The organism is Mesorhizobium huakuii (assembly GCF_014189455.1).
Classification (GTDB): Bacteria; Pseudomonadota; Alphaproteobacteria; order Rhizobiales; family Rhizobiaceae; genus Mesorhizobium; species Mesorhizobium huakuii_A.
Window position 1 is genome coordinate 6,969,685 of record NZ_CP050296.1, and the last position, 24,447, is coordinate 6,994,131.

Here is a 24,447-nt window from a genome sequence, read left to right on the forward strand (position 1 = left end):
GCGCAATGTGGGCAAAAGGTGACAGGTTTTTTAGTCAAACCTAACGCATTTCGGTGGGCGCGGCGGCCCCGATCAGCGTCAGGCCGGACGTGAGAACGTCCGAAACAGCCTGCACCAGCCCTAGTCTGGCATGCGTCAATTGTCGGTCGTTAACCTTAACAAAACGTAAGTCCGGATTATCCGTGCCCCGGTTCCAGTGTCCGTGGAAACTGGAAGCCAGATCATAGAGATAAAATGCCAGCCTATGCGGCTCCAGCGCAAGAGCGGCGGATTCGATCAGGCGTGGATATTCGGCGAGCTTGCGGATCAGGCCAAGCTCGCCCTCGTCGGTCAGCAAAGCCGCCGCGGCAGCCAGGCTTTTGCGATCGAAATTCGCCTCGCCCAGCTGCTCGCTGGCCTGCCGAAACACCGAATGGCAGCGCGCCGAGGCGTACTGCACATAAAACACCGGATTGTCCTTGGACTGCTCGGTGACCTTGGCGAAGTCGAAGTCGAGCGGCGCATCGCTCTTGCGATACAGCATCATGAAGCGGATGGCGTCGCGGCCGACCTCCTCCACCACTTCCCGAAGCGTGACAAAATCGCCGGACCGCTTCGACATGCGGACCGGCTCGCCATCGCGAAACAGCTTGACCAGGTTGCACAACAGGACAGTGAGCTTGACCTCATCGCCGGCAATTGCCCGCGCCAGCGCCTCCAGCCGCTTGACGTAACCGCCATGGTCGGCGCCGAGCACGTAGATCAGGTCGACGAAGCCGCGATCGACCTTGTCCTTCAGATACGCCACGTCGGCGGCGAAATAGGTGAACGCCCCGTCGGACTTGACCAGCGCCCGGTCCATGTCGTCGCCGACCGCCGTCGAGCGGAACAGCGTCTGCTCGCGGTCTTCCCAGTCGTCCGGCTTCTCGCCCTTGGGCGGTGGCAGCTTGCCCTTGTAGATATGACCCTTCAGCGTCAGGTCGTTGATCGCCGAACGGATCTTCCTGGCATTGTCGGCATGCAGCGTGCGTTCGGAGAAAAACACGTCGTGATGCACGTTGAGCAGCGCCAGATCCTCGCGGATCATCGCCATCATGGCGTCGATTGCGCGGTCTTTGACGATGGCCAGTGCCTCATCCTCGGGCATTTGGAGCAGGCTGCGGCCGAACTCTTTCGCCAGCGCCTGGCCGAGAGGAACCAGATAATCGCCTGGATAAAGGCCGGTCGGGATCTCGCCGATCTCGTCGCCGAGCGCCTCCCGATACCGCAGTATGACCGAGCGGCCGAGAACGTCGATCTGTCCGCCGGCATCGTTGATGACATATTCCTTGGTCACGTCGTAGCCGGCAAACGCCATCAGGTTGGCGAGCGCGTCGCCGACGACCGCACCCCGGCAATGGCCGACATGCATCGGCCCCGTCGGGTTGGCGGAGACATATTCGACATTGGTTTTCCGGCCGGCGCCGATCGTCGAGCGGCCATAATTGCGCCCATCGCCCAGAAGGGCCGACAGATGGGCCTGCCAGAAGCCGTCCTTCAGCCTCAGATTGACGAAGCCGGGACCGGCGACGTCGACGGCGGCGACATCGTTGTCGTCCCGAAGCGCCAGTGCCAGCCTTTCGGCCAGCGCGCGCGGGTTCTGGCCGGTGGGCTTGGCCAGCACCATCGCCGCATTGGTCGCGAGATCGCCATGGCTGGGGTCGCGCGGCGGTTCGACGGCAATGCGCGACAGGTCGGGCGAAACGCCATCCTTGTCTTTCAGATCGAGCGCTTCGACAGCCTTTGTGACTCGCGCGGTGAAATCGGCGAAGATGTTCATGGGGTATTGCTCTGGTGGCTTTATGGCGAATCCGGCTCGTTGGCCGGCAAAATCGCGCCCGCCCTAGCTCAAATCCGGGGTGCGGTCAAACAAACGCCTGTGTTCCTTGAGCGCGTAGGTGTCGGTCATCCCGGCCAGGAAATCGGCGACGCTGCGCGCCTTGATGCGATCGTCGGCCCTGTCCAGCCCCTCGCGCCAGCCATCCGGCATGGCGCGCGGGTCGGCGAAATAGACGTCGAACAGCTCTCTGACGATCTGCTCGGCGCCGGCGCGCACCCGCATCACCTCCTCGTGCCGGTAGAGGTGCTTGTAGAGAAAGGCTTTCAGTTCCTTCTCGGCTGCGGCCATCTCGGCGGAAAAGGTCACCATCGTCTCGCCCGCCGCCCGCACCGCATCGGCGCTCTGGGGCCTGACTCGTTCCAGATTGGCGGTCGCGCAGACGATGACATCCTCGACCATGGCGGTGATCTGCCGCCGCATCAGTTCGTGGCCGGTGCGCACGTCATCGAGCCCGGGATAGCGTTGGCGCACGCCCTCCAGGATCTTTCCCGGCAGCGAGACCGCCTCCAACATGTCGAGCGTCAGCAGCCCTGACCGCAGGCCGTCGTCAATGTCGTGCGTGTTGTAGGCGATGTCGTCGGCGATCGCGGCACATTGCGCTTCGATGCCGGCGAACCGGTCGAGTTCGAGATCCTGCAGTTCCGAATAATCGCGGATCGCCTGCGGCACCGGCCCTTTCAGGCCCTTGCCGCTGGCGTCGGTCAGCGGGCCATTGTGCTTGACCAGGCCTTCCAGCGTCTCCCAAGTCAGGTTCAGCCCATCGAATTCGGCGTAGCGCGCCTCCAGCCGCGTCACGATGCGCAGCGATTGCGCGTTGTGATCGAAACCGCCCCAGGCCGCCATCTTGTCGTTCAGCGCGTCCTCGCCGGTATGGCCGAAGGGCGTGTGGCCGAAATCGTGCACCAGCGCCACCGCCTCGGCGAGATCCTCGTCGCCGCGCAACGCCCGCGCCAGCGCACGTGCAATCTGCGCCACTTCGATCGAATGGGTCAGTCTTGTGCGGTAATGGTCGCCCTCATGGGCGATGAAGACCTGGGTCTTGTGCTTGAGCCGCCGGAATGCCGTCGAATGGATGATGCGGTCGCGGTCGCGCTGGAACGGCGTGCGGGTCGGGCTTTCGACCTCGTCGAACAGCCGTCCGCGCGAGCGCGCCGGATCGGTGGCATAGGTCGCGCGCGGCCGATAGCCGAACCCGATGTCGCCCAACTCATTGGTCATGGCTGATGCTGCCGCAGTTGACTTGATCTAGTTGACTTGGCCCCTCGCGCTTCATACCTATCATGTGAAACCGAAAGCAAGGTGACGCCCATGGGCGCTGATGCCAAGACCGCCATGAAAGTGGACATGACCGAAGCCGCCGCCAGGCGGATTGCCAAGATTGTGTCTGGCGAGGCCGGCAAGACGGCGCTGCGCGTTTCCGTCGAAGGCGGCGGATGCTCCGGCTTTTCCTACAAGTTCGATCTGGTCGACACGCGCAACGACGACGACGTCGCCATCGAGAAGGATGGCGCGACCGTGCTGATCGACGATCTGTCGCTGGTCTATATGGGCGGCTCGGTAATCGACTTCGTCGACGATCTGATGGGCCAGTCCTTCCAGATCCGCAATCCGAATGCGGTCGCCTCCTGCGGCTGCGGCACCAGTTTCTCCATCTAGCGGCATGCCTGCCATCGGCGCGGTCCGTCAGGTCGCGCTGTCGGCCGGACGCGATCTTGATTCGACGCTAGCCTTCTGGCGTGACGTGCTCGGCATGGGCGTTCACGCCCGCTACGATCCTCCCGGTATCGCCTTCATCATGGCCGGCGATGTCAGGCTACTGTTCACCGACGGCGTTCCGGCCGGCACGGTCTATCTCGACATTGCGGGCCTCGAGGCCTTCCACGCCGAGGCGAAAGCCGCTGGCGTCCCCTTCACCGCGCCGCCGACGCTCGTGCATCGCGATACCGAGGGCCAATTCGGTCAGGCGGGGGAAAGCGAGTGGATGGCCTTCCTAAAGGACCCGGCAGGCAATACGATCGGCCTCGTCGAACGCCACCCGCCGCAGGAAGAATAAGACCGTCATGAAAATCGTCACCTGGAACATCAACGGCGTGCGCGCCCGCATCGGCAACCTCACCCATTGGCTGACCGAGAGCGCGCCCGACATCGTCTGCCTGCAGGAGATCAAGACGGTCGACGAGCAGTTCCCGCGCGCCGAGATCGAGGCGCTCGGCTACAATGTCGAAACCCACGGCCAGAAGGGTTTCAATGGCGTGGCGTTGCTGTCGAAGCTGCGCTTCGACGAAGTCAATCGCGGCCTGCCGGGCGACGACACCGACGAGCAGGCGCGTTTCATCGAAGGCGTGTTCTCGACCGACAAGGGCGCGCTTCGGGTCGCCTCGCTCTATCTGCCGAACGGCAACCCGATCGATGACGACAAAAAGTTCCCCTACAAGCTGAACTGGATGGCGCGGCTGGAGCGCTGGGCCGAGGAGCGGCTGAGGCTGGAAGAGGCACTGGTGCTGGCCGGCGACTACAACGTCATTCCCGAGCCGATCGACGCACGCTTTCCGGAGAACTGGTTGGGCGACGCGCTGTTTCAGCCGCAGACGCGGCAGGCCTTCCGGCGGCTGCTCAACCTCGGCTTCACCGAAGCGGTGCGCGCAGTCACCGATGCGCCCGACACCTACACCTTCTGGGACTATCAGGCCGGCGCCTGGCAGAAAAACAACGGCATCCGCATCGACCATCTGCTGCTGTCGCCGGAAGCCGCCAACCGGTTCTCGTCGGCCTCGATCGAAAAGCATGTGCGCGCCTGGGAAAAGCCGTCCGATCACGTGCCGGTGGCGATCGACCTCGCCTTGCAGCCGGCCTGACCGGAGCCCCTCGCCTTGCAGCCGGCCTGACCGGAGCCCCTCCGCCGTCGATTGGTCTGGACGTTGTATCGCCACAAATCGGGCGCATGAGAGAAAATCATCATGGCGGCTGGGGTTCCCATGACCATTCGATTTGTTGTTTGTCCGATCGGCGTGGCATTTGCCACGGCCGCGATGTTGCCGGCCTTCGCCGCCCCGGAATGTCTCGCCAATGGAAAATCCTATCCGGTCGGCCAGGTCGCCTGCCTGACCGTTGCCGACCAGAGCCATCTGGCGCGCTGCGAGATGGTGCTCAACAACACATCCTGGACCAAGGTCGGCGACAGCTGTCCCGAAAACACGATGGCGCCGCATCTGCACGTCACCCCGATCTCGACGCCCGCGCCAAGCATGGTGCCGACAGAGCCGACCGAGAACTGATTTTGCCCATTAGCCGATCTCCCGTTGTGGGGAGATGCCGGCAGACGACCTTACTGGTCCGTGTTGGCGGTGCCCTTGGTGAGGATGTCGTCGGCCAGTGAAATCGCCGTGCGCCGGTCGGCTTCGCCGGCGGCGGCGAAGGCCTCTTCCTGCATGCCGCGAATCCAGGGCTGGTCGGCCGGCGAGGCGCGTTCGAGTGCCGCGGTCATCATCGCCAGGCCACGAACGATCTTGCCACTCTGGAACAAGAGATGGCCAAGCGTCGCCTGCGCGCCGGCATGGCCCTTCTCGGCGGCGAGCTGGAACCAGCGCCCCGCCTGCTTGACGCTGGCCTTCACGCCGCCCTCGCCCTTCAGGAACATCTGCCCCATTTCGAACTGGGCGTTCGGATTGCGGTAGTTGGCGGCGGCGCGCATGTAATATTCCTGCGCCGCCACCTCGTTCTCGGTGACCGGGCTGCCGGGAATGCCCGTGCGCAGATAGTCGCCGAGCGCCACCAGCGCGTCGGAGACGTAGCTTTCCTCAGGCGAGCCGGGCTCGACATCCTGGTCGACGATCTCGGAGAAGAACTTGAACGCCTCATAGTCGTCGCGCGCCACGCCGTCGCCTTCGGCATACATGCGGGCAAGCTTCCAGGTGGCGCCGATCTGGCCGTTTTCGGCGGCGTATTTATAGGCCTCGGCGGCCTGTTCCTTGTGGCCGTTCTTATAGGCGGAGAAGCCGAACTGGAACACCGCCCAGGGGCTCGACTGCGGCTTCACGCCGGTCTTGTCGTCGAACACCTTGTCGTCGAAGGCCAAAGCCTGGCCCACGGCGCCAAAGATCGCGACAGCGACCAGTGCCGGAAGGACAGACGACCTCAACAACTCTGGTGTTGACTTCAACAACTCAGATATCCGCATAGCAGTGTGTTTCTTTCGCACCGCCTGGATGGGTGACCGCGCCGTCGCGGGCAGACCCGACCGTCTGTGCGTATTTCCATATCGCGCCCGACTGGTAGTCGGTCGTGCGCGCCTTCCATGTCTTTGCCCGCGCCGCCAGTTCGGCCTCGGTCAGCGCCACGTCGATCGTGCCATTCACCGCATCGATCGAGATCACGTCGCCATCCCGGATGAGACCGATCGGGCCGCCAACCGCTGCTTCCGGCCCGACATGGCCGATGCAGAAGCCGCGCGTCGCGCCCGAGAAGCGGCCGTCGGTGATCAGCGCCACCTTGCCGCCCATGCCCTGACCGTAGAGCGCTGCCGTCGTCGACAGCATCTCGCGCATGCCCGGGCCGCCGCGCGGTCCTTCGTAGCGAATGACGAGGACCTCGCCTTCTCTGTAGTTGCGATGCGTCACCGCCTCGAAACATTCCTCTTCCGAATCGAAGCAGCGCGCCGGGCCGGAGAATTTCAACTCCGCCATGCCCGCGACCTTCACGATCGCGCCTTCGGGGGCAAGGTTTCCCTTCAACCCCACGACACCGCCGGTTTGGGTAATTGGTCTGTTGGCCGGGCGGACCACATCCTGGTGTTCATTCCAGGCAACGTGCTCCATGTTTTCGGCCAAAGTGCGGCCAGTGACCGTCAGGCAATCGCCATGCAGATAGCCATGGTCGAGCAGCGTCTTCATCAACAGCGGAATGCCGCCGGCCTCGAACATGTCCTTGGCGACATATTTGCCGCCCGGCTTGAGGTCGGCGATGTAAGGCGTCTTCTCGAAAATTTTCGCCACGTCGAAGAGGTCGAACTTTATCCCTGCCTCATGCGCGATCGCCGGCAGATGCAGGGCTGCATTGGTCGAGCCGCCGGTGGCGGAAACCACGGTCGCCGCATTCTCCAGCGCCTTCAGCGTGACGATGTCACGCGGCCGGATGTTTTTCGCGATCAGCTCCATGATCTTTTCGCCCGAGGCGAAATTGAAGCGGTCGCGCATTTCGTAAGGCGCCGGCGCGCCGCAGGAATAGGGCAGCGCCAGACCGATCGCCTCGGCGACGGTGGCCATGGTGTTGGCGGTGAACTGCGCGCCGCAGGAGCCGGCCGACGGACAGGCGGCCTGTTCGATCTCGAGCAGCTCGGCATCGCCGATCGTGCCGACCGAATGCTGGCCGACCGCTTCGAACACATCCTGCACGGTGATTTGGCGGCCGCGATAGCTGCCGGGCAGGATCGAACCGCCATAGATGAAGATCGACGGCACGTTGAGCCGCACCATGGCCATCATCATGCCGGGCAGCGACTTGTCGCAGCCGGCAAGCCCGACCAGCGCATCGTAGCAGTGGCCGCGCATGGTGAGTTCGACCGAATCGGCGATGACCTCGCGCGACACCAGCGACGACTTCATGCCCTGGTGGCCCATGGCGATGCCGTCGGTGACGGTGATGGTGCAGAATTCGCGCGGCGTGCCGTTGGCGGCAGCTACCCCCTTCTTGACCACCTGCGCCTGGCGCATCAGCGAGATGTTGCAGGGTGCCGCTTCATTCCAGCAGGAGGCGACGCCGACCAGCGGCTGCGCGATCTCGGCCGCGGAAAGGCCCATGGCATAGAGATACGAACGGTGCGGCGCACGCGCCGGACCGACAGTCACGTGGCGGCTAGGGAGCTTAGCCTTTGAAATGACCTTGGCGTCCATTCTCATCCTTGCCGCGGGCGGTGCGGCCTGTCCCATCGCCGAGCCTTTTGGCGCGTGTCCCGAGACCATTTCGAGGTGCGCCGGGTTTATGGCGGGAAATGGGCAATTTCCTCAGGCGGATTTGTAGCGCAGGGGTTGTTCAGAAAGTGTTGCCAAAACGTCACAATCGCACGAGGTGGCACCAGTGCGGCTTATATGCAACGCAGCTTGGATACCGGGGCCAGCGGCAATGCCTGCACAAACGAAAAAGGCCGGGCGACGCCCGGCCTTTTTTCGTTCAATTTCAGTCGGTTACCATTTGACTTTCAATGAAGTCGAAAGCGCCGTGACAAGGTCATTGCCGAAGTCGGCGGTATAGCCATTGTCGTAGACCAGGCCGTCATCTGAGCTTACGGCCGTATGTATCGATCCACTGGTCAGCACGCCGATCGCTCCACCGAAACGGAGTTCGATATTCTGAGTGGGCGTGTAGGCCACGCCACCGCTGAGCGTCCAGGTATCGGTCTGGGCGCTCAGGCCGGTCGTCGTTCCGCGATCCCAGGTGATAACCGCCGCACCGCTCCACTGATCGTTGAATTTGTGGCCGATACCGCCGGAAACCGTCCAGCCATCGCGATAGAGCAAATCAAGCGAGGTAAGCTTTGAAGAGCTGGTTGTGGTGCAGGAAGCCGTGCCGGTCGGGCAAAACGGAATGCTCTGCAGCTCGCTCCAATTCATCCACTTTATGGATCCGAATGCCAGCCAGCCGGGAGCTATGCCCGACTGAAGCTTGAGCTCCAGAGAATCCGGAACTTCCGAGGAACCGCTAACGTTCGTTACCTTGCCCAAATACGGATTGAACGGATTGAGGGCCGCAGGCACCTGAGTCAAATCCAGCGTTCCATCCAAATTGTCGAGCTTGACCGCCGAATTATAGACCAGGCTGGCGCGCAGGGCGATATCCGGAATCTCATAGGCAACGCCGGCTCGCCATCCCCAGCCGTCTCCCTCGAGGTCAAGGCGCCCTATGCCCGCACCGGGAATGGGAGCCACCAATTGTTCTTTGAAGCCAGAAACATTTTCGTGGAACACGCCGCCGATGAAACGAAACTGTCCTTTGCCGAGATCCATCTTGTAAGAACAGGTTCCGCCCACGGCCTCGCTCTTCACCTCGGTGTCAACATTGCTGTTCGCGCCGGCCCAGTTCCGACCTGGGTTGCTGGACGCACCGATCGGCTGGCCGTAGTCGACGAGACAATCGACGGGGCCCATACCCGCCTTGATACCGACGCTCGGCACCCAATAACTTTCGGTATCGCGAGCACTGTTGGAGAAGCCCGGGATAAGGTTAAGGGGGCCGTCAGACGGGTCGGTGTCCTTCACGTTCTTGAGGTTGCGTTGCGGCATCACATAGGTGCCGGTGACCTGACCCGTGACTTGGGCAGGATCGAACAGCAGATCGATGTCGTAACCGCCGCGTTCCAGACCGCCGGCATGCGCCGAACTCATCGCCGTCCCGATCAAAGCCAGCGAAAAACACCCCGCCCCCAAGAGCGCTTTAAGACGCAGATTGAACATGAATCGCCTCCCCGAACCCAACTACAACTCAAGCAAGAACCAATTTGCGTGGGTAGCGCAACAATGATTTCAAGAGGCGTACACGTACGTATTTTTGAGAAAATGCATTTCCCGATGTATGGCCATCAATGCCGTCGAGCCGAAATGCCTGTCTGCGCCCAATGCCCAGCCAAAAACCCAGGAAAATCAGACGAAACCAGCCCAAAAATAACATCTTCAATAGCTAATTTGCCCGCTGTTACATTATGGCAACAATGCGGCGAAAACTTCCGTTAACGTCAACCGTGACGCTACGGAATGCCGGTTTAGAACAGCGTTGGCACTCGCGGATCGGCCGATCGGGCAAACGAAAAGGCCGGGCGCGTGCCCGGCCTTTTCGTCCGAATGTTTAGAACCCTAGAATTTGATCTTGACCGAAGCTGAGCCTGCCAAGAGCAGATCATTGCCATAGGTATAGGTCACGGCATTTGCCGTATCACCAACGCCAGGGAAAGTTGACGATCCGCTGGTCAGCACGCCGATCGAGCCGCCAAGCCTGACTTCCACTTTGTCGTTCGGCGAGTAGGAAATGCCGGTCGCCAAGGCATATGTGTCGGATTGATAACCGGAGACTGTCGAGGTTCCACGATCCCAAGTCAGCGAAACCAGGCCAGATAGCTGGTCAGTGAACTTGTGACCGATGCCGCCCGAAATCGTCCAGCCATCGCGATAGAGCAAATCGAAGGAAACGGGCGAAGGAGCACCTGTCACGGGGCTGCGCACGCCACTGATCGGAATAATGCCAAGCTTGCTCCACTGCTGCCAACGCACCGAGCCAAAGGCAAGCCAGCCTGGAGCTATACCGCTCTGCAACTTGAATTCGAGAGCTTGGGGTATCTCGGCGGAGGCGGACACTGGATATATTCCGGTGGACCCCGGTACGATATTTGCCGGAAACGTTCCGCTAAAGCCTGTCGTATCGACGGTTCCGGAAAGTCCATCATATTTGTAGCTCGAATAATACATCAGGCTCGCACGCAGAGCGATGTCAGGGATTTCATAAGCGGTGCCCGCGCGCCATCCCCATGCCGAGTCCGTAAGGTGGAATTTCCCGAGGCCCGTGTTGCCAAAAGCCAACAGCGTCTGACGTGACAAGAATGCATCGACATCCTGGTAGGAAACGCCGCCGATGAATCTTAAAGCGCCTTTCCCGACGTTGAATTTATAGGAGCAGGTGAGGCCGTAATCGTTCGTTTTGACCGAGTATTTGGATGCGGTTGTCGAATATGCGTTGTTCGTTCCGTAATCCGCGTCAGCGCCGTAGGGCTTAGAATAGCTTGCGAGACAGTCCACGGGTTCGAATATGCTGGCCTTGATTCCGATTCGAGGCACAGCATAGTCACCACCGACGTCTACTTCTGACGTCGACAGACCTGAACCATCTAGGCGCTGCACATTCTTCAGCTTGCGCTGTGGCGACACGTAGGTGACGCCGGCGTCGAACGAATATGGGGCAGCATCGAACAACTGGTCGATATTGACGCCGCCGCGGTCGAAACCGCCGGCATGTGCCGTCCCGATCAAAGCAAGCGAATAGCACCCCGCCCCCAGCAGCGCTTTCAGTCGCAGAATAGTCATGAATGTCCTCCCCGAATTCGAGTGCATCAAGCTAGAACCAATTCAGGTTAACGGCGCAACAACGAATTCATGGGGCGTACATGTACATGTTCGCCAAACGCATTTTCGACAAAATGCACAGGCGTACCGTAAGGCTAAAAACGGCCCGAAGCTGGTTTGCCGGACTGGAAAATGAAGAAAAAAGCCCAAAACGGCTCAAAAAACAGCCGCTTTCAGGGGTTACGCCCCCATTGTTACATTATGGCAACAATGGGGCTAAAAGTTTCCGTTTACGTCAAAATTAACGCAGCGGAATGCCTATTTTCGAGGCAAAACACCTCCGCTGAAGGCACGCCGAGCAAGCCGAATCCTGCCGCCTCAACCGGCGTCGCGAACCCTGGTCAGGGCCACAGAAAGCTTGTCCTGCGCATCGCGGTATTCGGCGAGCTTTTCGCGCTCGGCGTCGACGATCTCGGCCGGCGCGCTGGCGACGAACCTTTCATTCGACAGCTTCTTGTGCAGGCGCGCGATTTCCTCGGTCACCTTGGCCAGTTCCTTCTGCAGCCGGGCGGCCTCGGCGGCGAGGTCGATCAGGTTGCCGAGCGGCAGACAGATGGTTGCCTCGTTGAGGACGATCTGCGCCGAGCCCTTGGGTGCCGTGTCAGCCAGCGAGATGTCGCCGACGCGCGCCAGCCGCTTGATCGCCGAGTCCTCGCGAACCAGGCGCTCGCGCGTCACATCGTTGGCGCCGACCACGACCAGCGGCGCGATCGCCGCCGGCGGCACGTTCATCTCCGAGCGCACCGAGCGAATGCCGGAGACGAGATCGACCAGCCAGTTGATATCGGCGGCTGCATCAGCGTCCTCGAAGTCAGGCGACGGCCATGCCGCATGGCAAAGCAGCGAGCCGCGCTCCTTGCCCTCGCCCGCCGTCTGCCCCCACAGCTCTTCCGTCATGAACGGCATCATCGGGTGCAGCAACTTGTAGATCTCGTCGAGCACGAAGGCGACGCAGGCGCGGCTTTCGGCCTTGGCCGCCTCGTCCGTGCCCATGAACACCGGCTTCAGCAGCTCCAGGTACCAGTCACAGAACAGGTTCCAGACGAACCGGTAGGCAGCGCCAGCCGCCTCGTTGAAGCGGTATGAGGTGATGCCGTCCGTGATCTCCCGCGCAGCCCGCGTCAGCTCCGTCAGGATCCAGCGGTTGACCGCCAGCCTGGCATCGTTCAGCCAGAAATCGTCATTGCGCGCAACTTCGTTCATTTCGGCGAAGCGCGTCGCGTTCCACAGCTTGGTGCCGAAATTGCGGTAGCCGGCGATGCGCGCCGGGTCGAGCTTCACGTCGCGGCCTTGCGCCGCCATCACCGTCAGCGTGAAGCGCAGCGCATCGGCGCCAAACTCGTCGATCAGGTCGAGCGGGTCGATGACGTTGCCTTTCGACTTCGACATCTTCTGCCCGTTCTTGTCACGCACCAGCGCATGCACATAGACGGTGTGGAACGGCTCCTCGTCCATGAAATGCAGGCCCATCATCATCATGCGGGCAACCCAGAAGAAGATGATGTCGAAGCCGGTCACCAGCACGTCGGTCTGGTAGTAGGTTTTCAGCTCCGGCGTCTGATCCGGCCAGCCCAGCGTCGAGAACGGCCACAGCGCCGACGAGAACCAGGTGTCGAGCACATCCTCGTCGCGGGTCAGGATCTCGCCCGGCTTAAAGTTTTCCAGCTTGTCCTCGACCCAGGCCTTCCACGGGCCTTCGAGCGCCAGATAATACTCGATCGCCGCACCCAGCGCCTCTTCCTCGGTCTTCTCGACAAAGACGCGCCCATCCGGTCCGTACCAGGCCGGAATCTGATGGCCCCACCACAGCTGGCGCGAGATGCACCAGGGCTGGATGTTTTCCATCCAGTCGAAATAGGTTTTCTCCCAGTTCTTCGGCACGAAATTGGTGCGGCCTTCGCGCACCGAGGCGATCGCCGGCTTGGCGAGTTCGGCTGCATTGGCATACCACTGCTCGGTCAGGAACGGCTCGATCGGCACGCCGCCGCGATCGCCATGCGGCACGGCGTGGCGATGCGGCTCGATCTTTTCGAGGAAGCCGCCGGCTTCCATTAGGTCGACGATCTTCTTGCGCGCGATGAAACGGTCGAGGCCGTCGAGTTCGTCCCACACAGCCTGGCGCTCCGGCGTCACATCGAGACCGGCGAGGAAGTCCTCATTGTCCTTCAGCTTGATGGCGGCTTCGACGGTCAGGATGTTGATGGCCGGCAGCTTGTGGCGCTTGCCGACCTCGAAATCGTTGAAATCATGCGCCGGCGTGATCTTGACCGCACCCGAACCCTTTTCGGGGTCGGAATACTCGTCCGCCACCACAGGTATCTTGCGGCCGACGATCGGCAAGACGACGTTCTTGCCGACCAGATGCCGGTACCGCTCGTCGTCCGGATGCACCGCCACCGCCGTATCACCCAGCATCGTCTCCGGGCGCGTGGTCGCCACGGTGATGAAGGTTTTCGGATTTTCGGGGTCGAAGGTCTCGCCTTCCACGGGATAGCGGAAGTGCCAGAGATTGCCGTTGACTTCCTGCTGCTCGACCTCGAGATCGGAGATCGCGGTCAGCAGTTTCGGATCCCAGTTCACAAGGCGCTTGTCCTTGTAGATCAGCCCTTCCTTGTAGAGCGTGACGAAGACTTCGAGCACGGCCTTGGACAGGCCCTCATCCATGGTAAAGCGCTCGCGCGACCAGTCGGCAGAGGCGCCGAGCCGCTTCAGCTGGTTGAAGATGGCGCCGCCGGATTCGGCCTTCCACTCCCAAACCTTCTCGATGAACTCCTCGCGCGTGAGATCGCGGCGGTGGATCTGCTTTTCCATCAGCTGGCGCTCGACCACCATCTGCGTGGCGATACCGGCATGGTCCATGCCCGGCTGCCACAGCACGTTCTTGCCGCGCATGCGCTCGAAGCGCACCAAAATGTCCTGCAGCGTGTTGTTGAGCGCGTGGCCCATATGCAGCGAGCCGGTGACGTTGGGCGGCGGGATGACGATGGTGAAGGCCTCGGCCCCCTCCTCGGCGCCGGCGCCGGCGCGAAACGCGTCGGCCTCTTCCCACACTTTGGCGATCTTCGGCTCGACGGTCTTTGCGTCGTAGGTCTTTTCAAGCATGGGAAAATGGTCCGCGCTGTCGGGATTTTGCTGGTTCGGTGTAAATCGGAAGGTCTTGGCCAAGTCAACCGCAAGGGCCGCCTCGCTTCATGAGAAGCAAATAGGCGTGCCCGTGTTCATTTCAACGGAAGGTCGTGCCCGCACTCGGCGCAAAACTTCGCCCTTGGTGTCCGGTAGGGCTTTCCGCAGGCTGGGCAGTCGGGGCCGTAGTCGGAACGGCGGACATGCAGGAGCCAGAAAGTATGATGAAGTGTTACTCCGGTCCGCTCGCGATAGCGATCGGCCGCCGGATGCTTCATTTCTGTCCACTGGCCGTGCCTGGAGATGAATCTCTTTACCTGAAAATATAGAGTTGCCGGGTCGCCGACGACCTCCCGATACTCATCGTCGGTCAGCATCGGAACCATCGCCCGCAATCGGTAGCTGTACGTCAACTCTCGGTCCATCGGCCAAGGATACCAATCGGATATGGCTTTGAAAGGGCGATATCCTTGACCTCGCAGCCTGGCGGCAATATCCTGCCAAGGCTGCTGTAGGGCGCATCGGCTTCCGGCCGGAGGGGCATTGCCCGCCTACGCTACCTCAACCCCGCAATGCGCCCATGCCGACCCTCGAACACCACAAGAAACAGGCCAAGCTCTATCTCAAATGGCACCGCGAGCGGTATTATCCCGTCGCCGCTGTGATTGGATGGCTGTTGCCGCGTTTTCGCCATTTCAGCGACAGCCAGATCCTCGATCACAGCTTCAAGCTTGCCGATGCCCAGGAACTCGTCGCCAGGAAGTCAGGTTTCGAGAGCTGGCAGGCGCTGAAGGAAGGCCTTCAAACCGTGACCGATCATGCAGCAACAGACGCCGCAAAACCGCATCTCGCCTTTGCCGAGCCACAGCTCTTTGTCTGCGACATCGTAGCGGCCTGTAATTTCTACCGACAAAAGCTCGGCTTCGAGACGCGCTTCACCTATGGCGAGCCACCCTTCTACGCCCAAATCATCCGCGATGGCGCACGGCTCAACCTGCGCCACGTCGACAAGCCTCCACTCGCCGCCAATTCGACTGATGACCTACTGGCGGCGACGATCGTTGTCGACAACATCAAGGCTCTGTTTCTGGAGTATCAGGCGGCCACGGCCCCGTTCCACCAGACATTGCGGACCGAACCGTGGGGCGCCCGCACATTCATCGTCAAGGATCCCGACGGCAACCTCATCTGCTTCGCGACCAGCGCGGGCTGACCTCATCGACAAAAACGCCGCCTCACGGGCGGCGTTTCGAGAGTGATCGCTGGAGGAGATTACTGCGCGCCGCGCGCGACGCGCTCGATCTCCTCGCGCACCAGCCTTTCGACCAGCGTCGGCAGATTGTTGTCCAGCCAGTCCTGCAGCATCGGCCGCAGCATCTCCTCGGCCATTTCGTCGAATGTCTTCTTGCTGCGGCTGGCAAAGGCATCGGACAGCTCGCCGAATGCGGCTGCGACCTGACGGCCCGTATGTTCGGAAAGGATTGCGGCGCGGACCGCGGGCGCTTCATTTGCCGCCGCACGTGCCTGGGCGGTGCCTGCCGGAGCGCCGCTTGAAGAAGGCCGCTCGAACGCAGCCTCCACCACCGGTTCGCTCACCGCCGCCTCGGGCTGGGCGACCAGCTTGCGGATGCTCCTGTCCGGTATCGCTTTCGCTTGCTCTCCGACCGCCGCGATCTCGCGGCGCCAATCGGCAACGATGGCATCGCTTGTCGCGCTGGCTACCGGGGCGTCAGCCTCTGGGACCCCAGCCTTTGGGACCATTGGCGCATCGGTCCTGACGACAGGCACCGGCTCGGCGGCGATCCTGGCGCTGACCTCGGCAAGCGTCATCGCCGGCTTGACAGGCACAGGATCGGCGCGCGTCTGCGCTTCCATGCGCGCGGGCTCGGGCGAAGGCGCCTGGACTTCCGCGAGCGCGACGGGCTTCCTGACTTCAGGGGCGGCATGCAGTTCGGCACGAAACGCATCGACGTCGGCGGCCGGCGCCTCGCTTGGCGACGGCTCCAGATCCTGCCGCAACTCTTCGGCCTCGCCCGGCTGCTTGCGACCGTTGTCGCTGTCCTCGATGATCCTCCTGATGGAAGCCAGTATCTCTTCCATGGAAGGTTCGCGCTGTGCGCTGCTTGCCGTGGCCATCGTCACATCCGCCGCCCTTGTGACCCCTGTGGGTTTCCGCTCCGACACAAGCCGGATTCGAATCATGGCGACAGCGTAACCGACGGATCGCCGCACGAGAATCCCCAATCTGGGGACATGTGGGATTTCAACAGATTAGAGCAGGAAATCGAAGCAGGACCATTTTCAAGAAGGGTCCCGCTTCACAAGTCGCTGTCAGCGCCTAGCGGCCATCCGGCGTACGCACGCCGATCCACTTGTCCTTGACGGCGTTGTAGTGCTCTTCGGGCTTGTATTTGGTCACCGCCAAGCCAAGCCGGTCGACCGACAGGCGACCCATCGCCGACAGTATGGCATAGCTCGCCACGACCACATCGTGTTCGGAATTGGCCTGGTTGATCTTGGCTGTGATGACGGTGGCCTGCGCGTTGAGCACGTCGAGCGTTGTGCGCTGGCCGACATTGCGCTCTTCGATGACGCCGTTCAGCGCCAGTTGCGCGGCGTCGACCACCTGCTTGTTGGCCGAGACGCTCTGCTGCGCGGCTGTGTATTGCGACCATGCGGTGGCAACGGCCTGGCGCACCTGATCACGGCTGACATCGACCTGGATGCGGGCCTCGCCCAGCGATTCCTTGTTCTGGCGCACGACCGCCGAGGTCCGGCCGGCCGAATAGATCGGAATGGTCAATGTCGCGCCGATATTGGCCGAGGTCGAATTGCCGTTCGTTCCGATGTTCGGATTACGATTGAGATAGTCATCCGAGATGCCGGCAGAGGCGGTAAGCTGCGGCAACAGGGCGCCTTCCGCCGACTTCACCGAAAACGCGGCCGCGTCGACCAGATGTTGGGTGGAGAGAATGGCCGGATGTTCGGCCGAACCAATGGCAATCGCCGAAGCGAGGCTCGACGGCAACAGCTTCGCCAATGGCGCAGCCGGCTTGAGCTTGCCCGGCTCGTCGCCGACGATCTGGTGATAGAGCGCGGCGCTGGCCAATGCCTGCGCGCGGGCGGCGCTGAGAGAAGCTACGGCCGAGGCGCGCGACGCATCGGCCTGCGCAACGTCGGTGCGCGTGCCCTCGCCAACCTCGAAACGCGAGCGCGCGGCGCGCGCCTGCTCGGTCAGGAACTGCAGGTTCTGTTCGGTCAGTACGGCGATCTGCCGATCGCGGATCACGTCCATATAGGCGCTGGCCGCATTGAACAGCGTGTTCTCCTCGGTGTTACGCAGGCTCTCCACCGACGCCTTCACCTGGGCTTCCGCGGCCGCCACATTGTTCCTGGTCTGAAAACCGTCGAACAGGGTCTGGTTGATGACGATGCCGACGCTGGCCGACCCCGTTTTGCTGTTGGCGCCGCTGACGCGCGTGTTCACATAATTCGCGTCGGCAGTTCCGTTGATGGTCGGGCGCCAGCCGGACTTGGCAATGGCCACGCCTTCGTCGGTGACGCGCACACCGGCGCGGGACGAATTCAGCGTGGAATTGTACTGATAGGCCTTGGCGAGCGCGCCGGTGATGGTCTCCGCCGAGGCGGTCAGGGGCGACAGCGCGGTCGCGGAAACGAGAATGGCGGCAAAAAGAGTCTTGGATACAGACGGCACGGGTATATCCCTCATTCGTTTTCCATGGGAACCGCGCCGCGCCAGCTTCTCGTTAAAGGAGCCGGAGTGGCGTGTCTTTATGTTCCCTGTCGCTCGGTCCCAAAGTGCCCCCAGTCTGAGATCAGCAACGATTGTTCAAGTCCAAGCGACCATGACAAAGCCTTTGCTGCAAGCACAAATCATTCAGAATTCAAAGGCATGCTCACGTTCGAAGCCGGGTAGTGGCTTAATTGCCGCATTAAATGCCCGTCTCCCGGTTACAACCCCCCAGCCTTAAAAAAAGTCGCGCCACGCCGGAATTGCCCTGCCCTTCGACCGCGACGAGTCGGCCGCCTTCGGCGAGTTGATCGAGCAGCGGCGCCGGCACGTTCTCGACACTGCCGCCGATGAAGATGACGTCGTAGGGCGCCTTGGCCGCATGACCTTGCGCCAGCGCCCCCTGGACCACGGTCACATTGCCGCAGCCAAGGCCGGAAAGGGTCGACGCGGCGGTTTGCGCTAGGGCCGAATCGCTTTCGAGCGCCACGACTGATCTCGCCAGCCGCGACAATACGGCCGAGGCATAGCCGCTGCCGCTCCCGACATCGAGAACCGAATCGGTTGGGTTGATCTCGGCCAGCTGCATCAGTTTGGCCAGTGGCGATGCTTCCATGAGATAACGCGCGCCACCGGCGCCGTCGGCAATGCGGATGTCCCCATCGATATAGGCGAGATCGCGCTGGCGGTCGCCGACGAAAACCTCGCGCGGCACGGAAAGCAAGGCTTCCAGAAGCGGAGCGCTGGTCACATCGGTGGTGCGAACCTGGCCATCGACCATCTTGACCCGAAGCTCGGAGAAATCAGCGCTCATGTCCCAACCAATCTGCCTGCCGCGCCAGAACCGCGGCTCATTTCGACTGGAACTTCAGGCTCCGGCGCTTGCGCGCGGGAGCCTGGGGCATTGGAGGCCTCGCCCGGAATCGAACCGGGGTGCAAGGATTTGCAGTCCTCTGCGTAACCACTCCGCCACGAGGCCTCGTTGCTCCCGGCGTTCCACCCGGTTCCAATAGGTTGCGGCGAAAATGGCGTCAAGCGGCCACCACGCATTCCACGCGGTTTCCTCTGCAAGAATCCAACCCTCCACATCAAGCGTCGCAGCCATAATGGCCACAACACATATTAGCAGAGCGTTAAGTGTAGCAGGAGATCACGAGAAACTCCACGCCCCGGCAACCGTTGATAAAGGTGGAGGAGTGCGCCATGCGGCCACCAAGCCCGAACATCGGAACGAAGGCCTGGGACGGCTTGTCGCGACCGGGATGCGAGGGATTGTTGCGCTATGCAATCGACTGCCTTGCAATAGACGGTGCAGCCAGACTTTCGCCGCGCGACCGTGCGCGCCTCGCCTCGGCTACCGCCGTTCTCAAGGAAATCCGCGAGGATCTGGAGAGACGTGCGGACCGAAAGGCCGATACGCAAAAATCCTAAACCCGAACAAGGGTATAACGCCGCGGAAGGATGGCGTGGTCAAGGGCGCGGCTTGGTGCCCGCCGTTCCGTCCGGCCGTCGCCGCCGCTCCCACCAGACAACGAAGCGGCGCCGGTGGCGGCGCACCATGGCGAATTCATAGGAAAGCACCAGCAATCCGATCGGAACCATCCAGAAGCCGAGAATCGGCAGGAAGCCGAGAATGCCGCCGATAGTCAAAAGAATGCCGATGGTGATTCTGAGGCCGCGCGATTGCGGCATGGCGAAATCGCGCCCGAAAATCGAGATCTTTCGTGCCGGTATCCGGTTTTCGTCTGCTGCCGTCATCGCCAATGGCTGCCTGTATGGTCGCTTGTCTCGTGACTCGAAAATGCCTGTTTACGAAAGCCGCGACCGCCATTTCGGTTCCGCGCCCATCGCCAAGACGGCTAATATGAGGACGGAGCCGACCGATTGCGAGAAACGCCTGAGCGAAAAAGTCTCGGAAAAAAGCGAAATGCTTCTTTGCAAAGCCGAAAGGTGTTTGCTATAGGCTGCGCCACTTGCTCAAAGAGCCTCCGTTCCCCGGTAGCTCAGTGGTAGAGCAACCGGCTGTTAACCGGTTGGTCGCTGGTTCGAATCCGGCCCGGGGAGCCAAACATTTTCAATAGCTTAGCGAATCTGCGCTCCCCATCTCCATCGGAGGATGGCACGCAATAGGCACGCGGCGAACAGCTCACCAGCGGGAATATCCACCCTTGAGCATCACTATGTCCGGGTCTTCCTCGTCCTCTTCGGGCTCATATGAAGCCGGCGCTTCCAGCAAATCGATTCGCCTGAGGTCCGTCCCTCCCATGGGCGCGTCGAGTGAAAGCATTTTGAACGTGTCGTATTCTCGGTTGTACCCCCTGACGTAATCCTTCATGCGAATGCCGACATTCTCTAGCAGCAGATCACCCAATAGCACCGCTTCGAGCATCGCGTTGATGACATCATCGCGCATGAAGCGTGGGAGCGCTGCGCTGACTGCCCTGCTCACAACCCGAATGACATCCTCCGGATTGTGGCGAATGGCATTTATGGATCGTTCCCTGAGCTTGCGCCGCTCCTGCCACATTTCGACCTTGTCGCGGTTCTTCACCCAATATACGCGCTTGGTAGCCAGGATCTCGGCTTTATGTTCGACTGAATAGCTTGCTTGGTACGCCGCGATTTTTTCGCTGTTGGCCACGCGATAGGCTTTCCAGCCGGCTTTGACGCGGTCTGGATGCCTCAGTTTGAACAGCCGTCTATGTTCGGCCGCTTTCTCTGGATTCTCGGCACGCCGTTTCCGCTGTTTTTCCAGCGCAGCAGGAGAACGTCCCTTCGCTAGGAGTTCTTCCGGTGCTTGGCGTTGTAACGGCGCCTTGCCTCAATGACTTTAATTGGGTCGCGAGCCATCAAGGATGATGGCACTCGCCTACGCGCGGCACAAGTTGAGCGGCTGAATTATGCCCGTTGATCCCGCTATTAGCCCCTACAAAGCGGAAAGCCCGCCACAGTGAGGCAGCGGGCCAAATGCGACAGGTCGTCGTATTTCAATAGTGGTAGTAGTGCCTATGGTGGTGATGCCTGTGGTGGCGGTAGTGCCGGTAATAGTGCCGGTGATGGTATCGATAGTACGGGCGATATTGCTCCGCATAGTACTGGTCACCATAGTAATCTCGGTTGTAATAGTGGCGATAGGGGGGCGGAAATCCTCCGAAGCCACCAAAAAAGTCACCGTTATAGCCCCCGAAGGGCGAAAAGAGAAATTGCGCTTGCGTCGGTTCGACTACAACGGCCGTGCCAGCAATCGCGAGCACGGACGCGAGTATCAGCTTCCTCACGGTTACCTCCATCGGTTCGATCGTGAACAACGCGAAGGCTGGCCGACTCGTTCCTCCCGCGACCGGGCTCTGGATCAGTTTCCGCAGTCGCATGAAAAAACCCGCCACCGTGAGGCAGCGGGCCGATTGCCTTGCGAATCGTGTCTGTGCCGTTAATGCGCTCCCCGCCCGGCGTCAGAGCGTTGATCAAGTTGACTTGGTCAAAGTCGTCCCATTCGATGAACGTCCTGCACGACGCCATGAACTCGGCTTTGCGCGTGGCTTCAGCGATGTTGACAGGCCGATGGGCGAACAGGGCTTGGCGCGTCTTGGTGACCGCCGCACTAGCGCGCCTGAAGGCCGCTGACTTGTGGTGTCTTCATCCGGCATCGCATCGTAGTCAGCCAGAGCCGCTGTGTGCGCAGCGATCAGGGCGCCGAGCTGACCAATACCGGGCGCACCACCCTCGCCCCGTTCGTTGTCCCAAGCCTCGTAATAGGCCTTCTTCAGTTTGTGGGTAATCGCCTCTGCCTGACAGGCGATGAAGAAAAGCCGGGCTGCTTCCGTGCTGGTGACGATGATGTTGTCATCGCCGGACTTGCAGAAATGCGTCTCGCGCATGTCCATGAGAACGTCGACCATGTTGAACGCGACGCAGATCTGGCTTTCCAGGCCGGTGAAGGTCACCTTGTTTATTGCGTCAGCCATGGTCATGCCTCCCCTGCCATGCGAACGACCGATGCACCAAGCGCCGGCCCCCACGCCGCCGCCTGTGGCGTCAATAACCGTTGCCGGTCTTGGACGAGGCCCCACGCCGCCAACGCCGGGGCCTTGATCATCACGCCGGCCATGGTCGCTTCCGTCTGCGCCATTATGCCGTCGATTGCGTCGATGAGAGCCTTTGCCGCCGCTTCCTTGCCAAAGCGGCAGGCGTTGGAGGCAATACTGTGAACCGTTTCGAAGCTGGGCAGGATGCACGAGTCAGCAGCGTGGACAAAATGCGCGTAGCCCTCGAATCGGCTGGCGTCGAGTTCATTCCCGAAAATGGCGGCGGCGCTGGGGTGAGGCTTAGAAGGCTTAGGCTCAGGAGATGGCACCTTCGGGTGTGTGCAATCAGGGTTTCCAGCACACGGAGAGGGCCGATCGCCCAAACCGCCATAACGTTCCACGAGTTTTGCGAATCCGTAAGCGAAGGCGAAAATAAGTGCCAGGACAACCGCCATTCGAACGGCCATGGGGGATTGTAGCAGGATCCCGCGTCCTTAGATGCTTGGAAACAACAAGACGTAGGCGGGTTTCGGAGTTATATCGATTTACGCAATCCTCAGTTGCTAGACTCGCGCGACACCCCGGCAGTTAATTTTACCTCAGGCGGAGAGGGAAAAGGTCGCGAACTGGGAGGAATTCAATCTATGGATTACGATTTCGACGCCGGCAATCAACCAGAAAATCAGCCTTACGAAGTCGCCTCATTCGCCAGAAAGCATGGTTTGACAATACCAGCCGCGGACGCAGTCCTTTTCGCAAAGGGGCCATCACGGGAGGCATGCGATGCCGCCGCATTGGCCTTCCTCTGCGCTATCGCCGCACAGGCCAAGAAACAGTCGGCGCGCTAGCCTTTCCGCAACGTACGCAAGGCCCGCTGACTGCTGGCCCAGTCCTTGGTGGTGAGGATGGTGCGCCAATGCGGTTTCTCGAACACGCTTACGACGTAGGTTGTGGCCGGCTTGTCGGTCATCTGCTGGCCTTTGCCTTTGGTTCCTTCATTCGCATGCTTCTTATATATTAGCATTGGCACATATATTCGCCAGCCGGCGCCCGCCCCTCGAAGCCTCGCCGGTTAGGCCCGGTGCGCTACTGCCCAACAAGTGCGCGCCGGGCCGCTGCAATCGCGCGTCCCTGTTGCCTTCATCACAATGAACGGCGACACGCGTGACCCTCCGTGGAACATCTTCTCGCATGGAAAGAGCAGTAGGCCTTTACCGATGCCCAGGAAGTCCGCCCTTTGCCTGCATCCTGGAGAGCGGCAAATGCAGCTATATCGGCCAGGACGCCTACCGTTCCGGCAACCACAAGCCGGACTTTGACGCATTGCCGTGGGAAGCCGAATACAGGGCCACAAAACAAAAGGCCTAAGAGAAAACCCGCCGGGCGACCCCAACCACCTCAAGCCCGGCGAGCCTACTACCTGATCAGGTACGCGATCAGGGCCGGGATTAGCCGGCACCTTCTCCTAAGCAAGAGCGATGCCAGCACCCTAGTCCCTGAAATGGGACAGGAGGCAAAATGACCCACCCCTCCATTCACTGCAGGATCTAGCGATTCTTGGGCTTGATCTCCTCGATCTTTGGCGCCCTCGCCGACCCCGTAGACTGACACCCCGACTAGGCGCATAGTTCCCTCATGTCGCTGCCTCAACGCACCGATCTAGCGAACGACAATGGCAAACCTGAAGACCATCTGGCGGCGGCTACTGCTGCCCTTCACGCCGCTGTCAAGGGGCTAGACGCGTCCTTTGAATTGCTGGCCAGCAAAATCAAGCGCCTGGAGAAAGGAGCGTCGCAGCTGTGGCCTACACGGTGATCTGGTACGGGAAAAAGGGCATCGTGGAGAAGACGCCCTTCGATACCGAGAAAGCGGCACGGGACCACGCGCTATTGACCTTTCCAGATCGAAAGTCCGGTATCGTGGCGGTGGAAGTTCGCAAAGACGATGGCACGGTTGTAGTCAGTCGAGCTGGAGGCAGTTAAGTCGTTGGGCATTTTGCGTTTTGAGGGATGCCGGCGATCACCTGAATGCGTCGGGTCCGCTGCCGGGGAGACAGCGGACTCAAACTAGGGCCAAGAGGGGGCAAGGCCCTTTATGATCCCTATGCGGGGACCATGGTGATAACACCGGGGCGGCTACAAACGTTCCGCCGGCTGAAAGATATATCCGGCTGCCTGCGTTGGCTACCCAGCCGTAGGGGGCCGCACCGGCCCCGTGGTGTTCCACTGAATGAACTCGACTTCCTTCCCGGTCAGTTCCCGCACGGCCTTCAACAGCACCTCATGCAGGGTCCGCGTTGCCCGGTAGTGGTCGCAATGTGGCGATATAAACGGCTTGATAATGCTCGTGTGCAGCGCTTCCGCTGCCACCTGTCGAAGACGGTCGAAAACCGCTGACAAACGACGACACGAGCTGAAGCGCTGGAAAGAGCAAAGGCGGCCGCCCGCGCGCTCTTCAACTAGCGCTGTAGCGGGCGGCCGCCTTTGCGGCGCGGTGCTGATCACGTGAGGTTGAGAAGGCGGTAGACGCGGGGCACGTCTCCAGGCGCCCTGAGGCGGCTTTCGACGTACCCCGCCATGCGCCTGCCTT

The 24,447-nt window shown here is 61.2% G+C and carries 23 protein-coding genes, 2 tRNA genes and 1 pseudogene; 8 read left to right on the plus strand and 18 right to left on the minus strand.

Features of this window, described 5'->3' with window-relative positions; genetic code table 11:
• Window positions 1–40: 40 nt before the first annotated feature.
• Together argS and HB778_RS34100 are read right to left on the minus strand one after the other, a co-directional pair.
• On the minus strand, window positions 41–1,798 hold the full coding sequence (gene argS, locus HB778_RS34095; protein WP_183460251.1) for an arginine--tRNA ligase: 1,758 nt from the start codon (window positions 1,796–1,798) through the stop codon (window positions 41–43).
• A 63-nt stretch (window positions 1,799–1,861) separates the two neighbouring features.
• Complete coding sequence (locus HB778_RS34100) at window positions 1,862–3,076, minus strand: deoxyguanosinetriphosphate triphosphohydrolase (RefSeq protein WP_183460253.1); 1,215 nt, start codon at window positions 3,074–3,076, stop codon at window positions 1,862–1,864.
• A gap of 90 nt (window positions 3,077–3,166) precedes the next feature.
• Between HB778_RS34100 and erpA the strand changes: the two genes are divergently transcribed.
• The 4 genes from erpA to HB778_RS34120 all read left to right on the plus strand — a co-directional run bounded on the left by erpA (window position 3,167) and on the right by HB778_RS34120 (window position 5,133).
• Complete coding sequence (erpA, locus tag HB778_RS34105; RefSeq protein WP_027024881.1) at window positions 3,167–3,514, plus strand: iron-sulfur cluster insertion protein ErpA; 348 nt, start codon at window positions 3,167–3,169, stop codon at window positions 3,512–3,514.
• A gap of 4 nt (window positions 3,515–3,518) precedes the next feature.
• The gene (locus HB778_RS34110; RefSeq protein WP_183460255.1) at window positions 3,519–3,911 is read left to right on the plus strand and encodes a VOC family protein; all 393 of its coding nucleotides are present in this window, start codon (window positions 3,519–3,521) and stop codon (window positions 3,909–3,911) included.
• A 7-nt stretch (window positions 3,912–3,918) separates the two neighbouring features.
• Window positions 3,919–4,713, plus strand: coding sequence for an exodeoxyribonuclease III (gene xth / locus HB778_RS34115; protein WP_183460257.1), 795 nt, complete (start codon window positions 3,919–3,921; stop codon window positions 4,711–4,713).
• Window positions 4,714–4,815: 102 nt separating this feature from the next.
• A complete protein-coding gene (locus HB778_RS34120) occupies window positions 4,816–5,133 on the plus strand; it encodes a hypothetical protein (RefSeq protein ID WP_183460259.1) in 318 nt (105 codons plus the stop codon).
• A 50-nt stretch (window positions 5,134–5,183) separates the two neighbouring features.
• Here HB778_RS34120 and HB778_RS34125 read toward each other — a convergent pair whose 3' ends face one another.
• From HB778_RS34125 to HB778_RS34150, 6 genes are all read right to left on the minus strand, one after another.
• Window positions 5,184–6,035 (minus strand): tetratricopeptide repeat protein, encoded by an 852-nt coding sequence (locus HB778_RS34125; RefSeq protein WP_027043784.1) that lies wholly within the window; start codon window positions 6,033–6,035, stop codon window positions 5,184–5,186.
• Complete coding sequence (gene ilvD / locus HB778_RS34130) at window positions 6,022–7,746, minus strand: dihydroxy-acid dehydratase (protein WP_183460261.1); 1,725 nt, start codon at window positions 7,744–7,746, stop codon at window positions 6,022–6,024. The genes HB778_RS34125 and ilvD overlap by 14 nt, the downstream gene beginning before the upstream one ends.
• A 291-nt stretch (window positions 7,747–8,037) precedes the next feature.
• Window positions 8,038–9,303, minus strand: coding sequence for an OmpP1/FadL family transporter (locus HB778_RS34135; RefSeq protein WP_183460263.1), 1,266 nt, complete (start codon window positions 9,301–9,303; stop codon window positions 8,038–8,040).
• A 396-nt stretch (window positions 9,304–9,699) separates the two neighbouring features.
• Entirely contained in the window at window positions 9,700–10,920 is a 1,221-nt protein-coding gene (locus tag HB778_RS34140; RefSeq protein WP_183460265.1) for an OmpP1/FadL family transporter, read from the minus strand.
• 357 nt (window positions 10,921–11,277) lie between these two features.
• Window positions 11,278–14,061 carry a valine--tRNA ligase gene (locus HB778_RS34145; protein WP_183460273.1) on the minus strand — a complete coding sequence of 928 codons (2,784 nt, stop codon included), beginning with the start codon at window positions 14,059–14,061 and terminating at the stop codon, window positions 11,278–11,280.
• A 116-nt stretch (window positions 14,062–14,177) separates the two neighbouring features.
• Window positions 14,178–14,495 carry a zinc ribbon domain-containing protein gene (locus tag HB778_RS34150; protein WP_183460275.1) on the minus strand — a complete coding sequence of 106 codons (318 nt, stop codon included), beginning with the start codon at window positions 14,493–14,495 and terminating at the stop codon, window positions 14,178–14,180.
• A 167-nt stretch (window positions 14,496–14,662) separates the two neighbouring features.
• Here HB778_RS34150 and HB778_RS34155 point away from each other — a divergent pair, with 167 nt between their 5' ends.
• Window positions 14,663–15,295 (plus strand): bleomycin resistance protein, encoded by a 633-nt coding sequence (locus tag HB778_RS34155; protein WP_183460277.1) that lies wholly within the window; start codon window positions 14,663–14,665, stop codon window positions 15,293–15,295.
• A 59-nt stretch (window positions 15,296–15,354) separates the two neighbouring features.
• On the opposite strand, the gene HB778_RS34160 is transcribed toward HB778_RS34155, so the two are convergent.
• The 5 genes and pseudogenes from HB778_RS34160 to HB778_RS34180 all read right to left on the minus strand — a co-directional run bounded on the left by HB778_RS34160 (window position 15,355) and on the right by HB778_RS34180 (window position 19,591).
• Entirely contained in the window at window positions 15,355–16,218 is an 864-nt protein-coding gene (locus HB778_RS34160; RefSeq protein WP_183460279.1) for a PopZ family protein, read from the minus strand.
• Window positions 16,219–16,420: 202 nt separating this feature from the next.
• Window positions 16,421–17,797, minus strand: coding sequence for a TolC family outer membrane protein (locus tag HB778_RS34165; RefSeq protein WP_280515938.1), 1,377 nt, complete (start codon window positions 17,795–17,797; stop codon window positions 16,421–16,423).
• A 183-nt stretch (window positions 17,798–17,980) separates the two neighbouring features.
• Window positions 17,981–18,647, minus strand: a pseudogene (locus HB778_RS34170) (protein-L-isoaspartate O-methyltransferase family protein).
• A 91-nt stretch (window positions 18,648–18,738) separates the two neighbouring features.
• A tRNA-Cys gene (locus HB778_RS34175) sits at window positions 18,739–18,812 on the minus strand.
• Window positions 18,813–19,303: 491 nt separating this feature from the next.
• The gene (locus HB778_RS34180; protein ID WP_183460283.1) at window positions 19,304–19,591 is read right to left on the minus strand and encodes a hypothetical protein; all 288 of its coding nucleotides are present in this window, start codon (window positions 19,589–19,591) and stop codon (window positions 19,304–19,306) included.
• A gap of 234 nt (window positions 19,592–19,825) precedes the next feature.
• Here HB778_RS34180 and HB778_RS34185 point away from each other — a divergent pair.
• Window positions 19,826–19,900, plus strand: a tRNA-Asn gene (locus tag HB778_RS34185).
• A gap of 79 nt (window positions 19,901–19,979) precedes the next feature.
• Here HB778_RS34185 and HB778_RS34190 read toward each other — a convergent pair.
• The 3 genes from HB778_RS34190 to HB778_RS43190 all read right to left on the minus strand — a co-directional run bounded on the left by HB778_RS34190 (window position 19,980) and on the right by HB778_RS43190 (window position 22,313).
• The gene (locus HB778_RS34190; RefSeq protein WP_183460285.1) at window positions 19,980–20,474 is read right to left on the minus strand and encodes a hypothetical protein; all 495 of its coding nucleotides are present in this window, start codon (window positions 20,472–20,474) and stop codon (window positions 19,980–19,982) included.
• Window positions 20,475–21,297: 823 nt separating this feature from the next.
• Window positions 21,298–21,798, minus strand: coding sequence for a hypothetical protein (locus HB778_RS34195; RefSeq protein WP_183460287.1), 501 nt, complete (start codon window positions 21,796–21,798; stop codon window positions 21,298–21,300).
• Window positions 21,799–21,800: 2 nt separating this feature from the next.
• A complete protein-coding gene (locus tag HB778_RS43190) occupies window positions 21,801–22,313 on the minus strand; it encodes a hypothetical protein (RefSeq protein ID WP_183460289.1) in 513 nt (170 codons plus the stop codon).
• Window positions 22,314–22,502: 189 nt separating this feature from the next.
• Between HB778_RS43190 and HB778_RS34205 the strand changes: the two genes are divergently transcribed.
• Window positions 22,503–22,706 carry a hypothetical protein gene (locus HB778_RS34205; protein WP_095199884.1) on the plus strand — a complete coding sequence of 68 codons (204 nt, stop codon included), beginning with the start codon at window positions 22,503–22,505 and terminating at the stop codon, window positions 22,704–22,706.
• On the opposite strand, the gene HB778_RS42945 is transcribed toward HB778_RS34205, so the two are convergent.
• Entirely contained in the window at window positions 22,703–22,828 is a 126-nt protein-coding gene (locus HB778_RS42945) for a hypothetical protein (RefSeq protein ID WP_280515939.1), read from the minus strand. The genes HB778_RS34205 and HB778_RS42945 overlap by 4 nt on opposite strands.
• Window positions 22,829–23,657: 829 nt before the next feature.
• Between HB778_RS42945 and HB778_RS34210 the strand changes: the two genes are divergently transcribed.
• Window positions 23,658–23,840 carry a hypothetical protein gene (locus tag HB778_RS34210; RefSeq protein WP_183460291.1) on the plus strand — a complete coding sequence of 61 codons (183 nt, stop codon included), beginning with the start codon at window positions 23,658–23,660 and terminating at the stop codon, window positions 23,838–23,840.
• A 201-nt stretch (window positions 23,841–24,041) separates the two neighbouring features.
• Here HB778_RS34210 and HB778_RS42000 read toward each other — a convergent pair whose 3' ends face one another.
• On the minus strand, window positions 24,042–24,257 hold the full coding sequence (locus tag HB778_RS42000) for a hypothetical protein (RefSeq protein WP_244662027.1): 216 nt from the start codon (window positions 24,255–24,257) through the stop codon (window positions 24,042–24,044).
• Between the last annotated feature and the right edge of the window lie 190 nt (window positions 24,258–24,447).

Excerpts from the sequence above, each read along its gene's own strand:
- HB778_RS34120 (WP_183460259.1), top strand. The coding sequence starts at position 4,816 with ATGGCGGCTGGGGTTCCCATGACCATTCGATTTGTTGTTTGTCCGATC.
- HB778_RS42945 (WP_280515939.1), bottom strand. The coding sequence starts at position 22,828 with ATGACCGACAAGCCGGCCACAACCTACGTCGTAAGCGTGTTCGAGAAA.
- HB778_RS34125 (WP_027043784.1), bottom strand. The coding sequence starts at position 6,035 with ATGCGGATATCTGAGTTGTTGAAGTCAACACCAGAGTTGTTGAGGTCG.
- xth (WP_183460257.1), top strand. The coding sequence starts at position 3,919 with ATGAAAATCGTCACCTGGAACATCAACGGCGTGCGCGCCCGCATCGGC.
- HB778_RS34180 (WP_183460283.1), bottom strand. The coding sequence starts at position 19,591 with ATGACGGCAGCAGACGAAAACCGGATACCGGCACGAAAGATCTCGATT.
- argS (WP_183460251.1), bottom strand. The coding sequence starts at position 1,798 with ATGAACATCTTCGCCGATTTCACCGCGCGAGTCACAAAGGCTGTCGAA.
- ilvD (WP_183460261.1), bottom strand. The coding sequence starts at position 7,746 with ATGGACGCCAAGGTCATTTCAAAGGCTAAGCTCCCTAGCCGCCACGTG.
- HB778_RS34205 (WP_095199884.1), top strand. The coding sequence starts at position 22,503 with ATGGATTACGATTTCGACGCCGGCAATCAACCAGAAAATCAGCCTTAC.
- HB778_RS34110 (WP_183460255.1), top strand. The coding sequence starts at position 3,519 with ATGCCTGCCATCGGCGCGGTCCGTCAGGTCGCGCTGTCGGCCGGACGC.
- HB778_RS43190 (WP_183460289.1), bottom strand. The coding sequence starts at position 22,313 with ATGGCGGTTGTCCTGGCACTTATTTTCGCCTTCGCTTACGGATTCGCA.
- HB778_RS34155 (WP_183460277.1), top strand. The coding sequence starts at position 14,663 with ATGCCGACCCTCGAACACCACAAGAAACAGGCCAAGCTCTATCTCAAA.
- HB778_RS34140 (WP_183460265.1), bottom strand. The coding sequence starts at position 10,920 with ATGACTATTCTGCGACTGAAAGCGCTGCTGGGGGCGGGGTGCTATTCG.
- HB778_RS34100 (WP_183460253.1), bottom strand. The coding sequence starts at position 3,076 with ATGACCAATGAGTTGGGCGACATCGGGTTCGGCTATCGGCCGCGCGCG.
- HB778_RS34160 (WP_183460279.1), bottom strand. The coding sequence starts at position 16,218 with ATGGCCACGGCAAGCAGCGCACAGCGCGAACCTTCCATGGAAGAGATA.
- HB778_RS34195 (WP_183460287.1), bottom strand. The coding sequence starts at position 21,798 with ATGGCTGACGCAATAAACAAGGTGACCTTCACCGGCCTGGAAAGCCAG.
- HB778_RS34145 (WP_183460273.1), bottom strand. The coding sequence starts at position 14,061 with ATGCTTGAAAAGACCTACGACGCAAAGACCGTCGAGCCGAAGATCGCC.
- HB778_RS34135 (WP_183460263.1), bottom strand. The coding sequence starts at position 9,303 with ATGTTCAATCTGCGTCTTAAAGCGCTCTTGGGGGCGGGGTGTTTTTCG.
- erpA (WP_027024881.1), top strand. The coding sequence starts at position 3,167 with ATGGGCGCTGATGCCAAGACCGCCATGAAAGTGGACATGACCGAAGCC.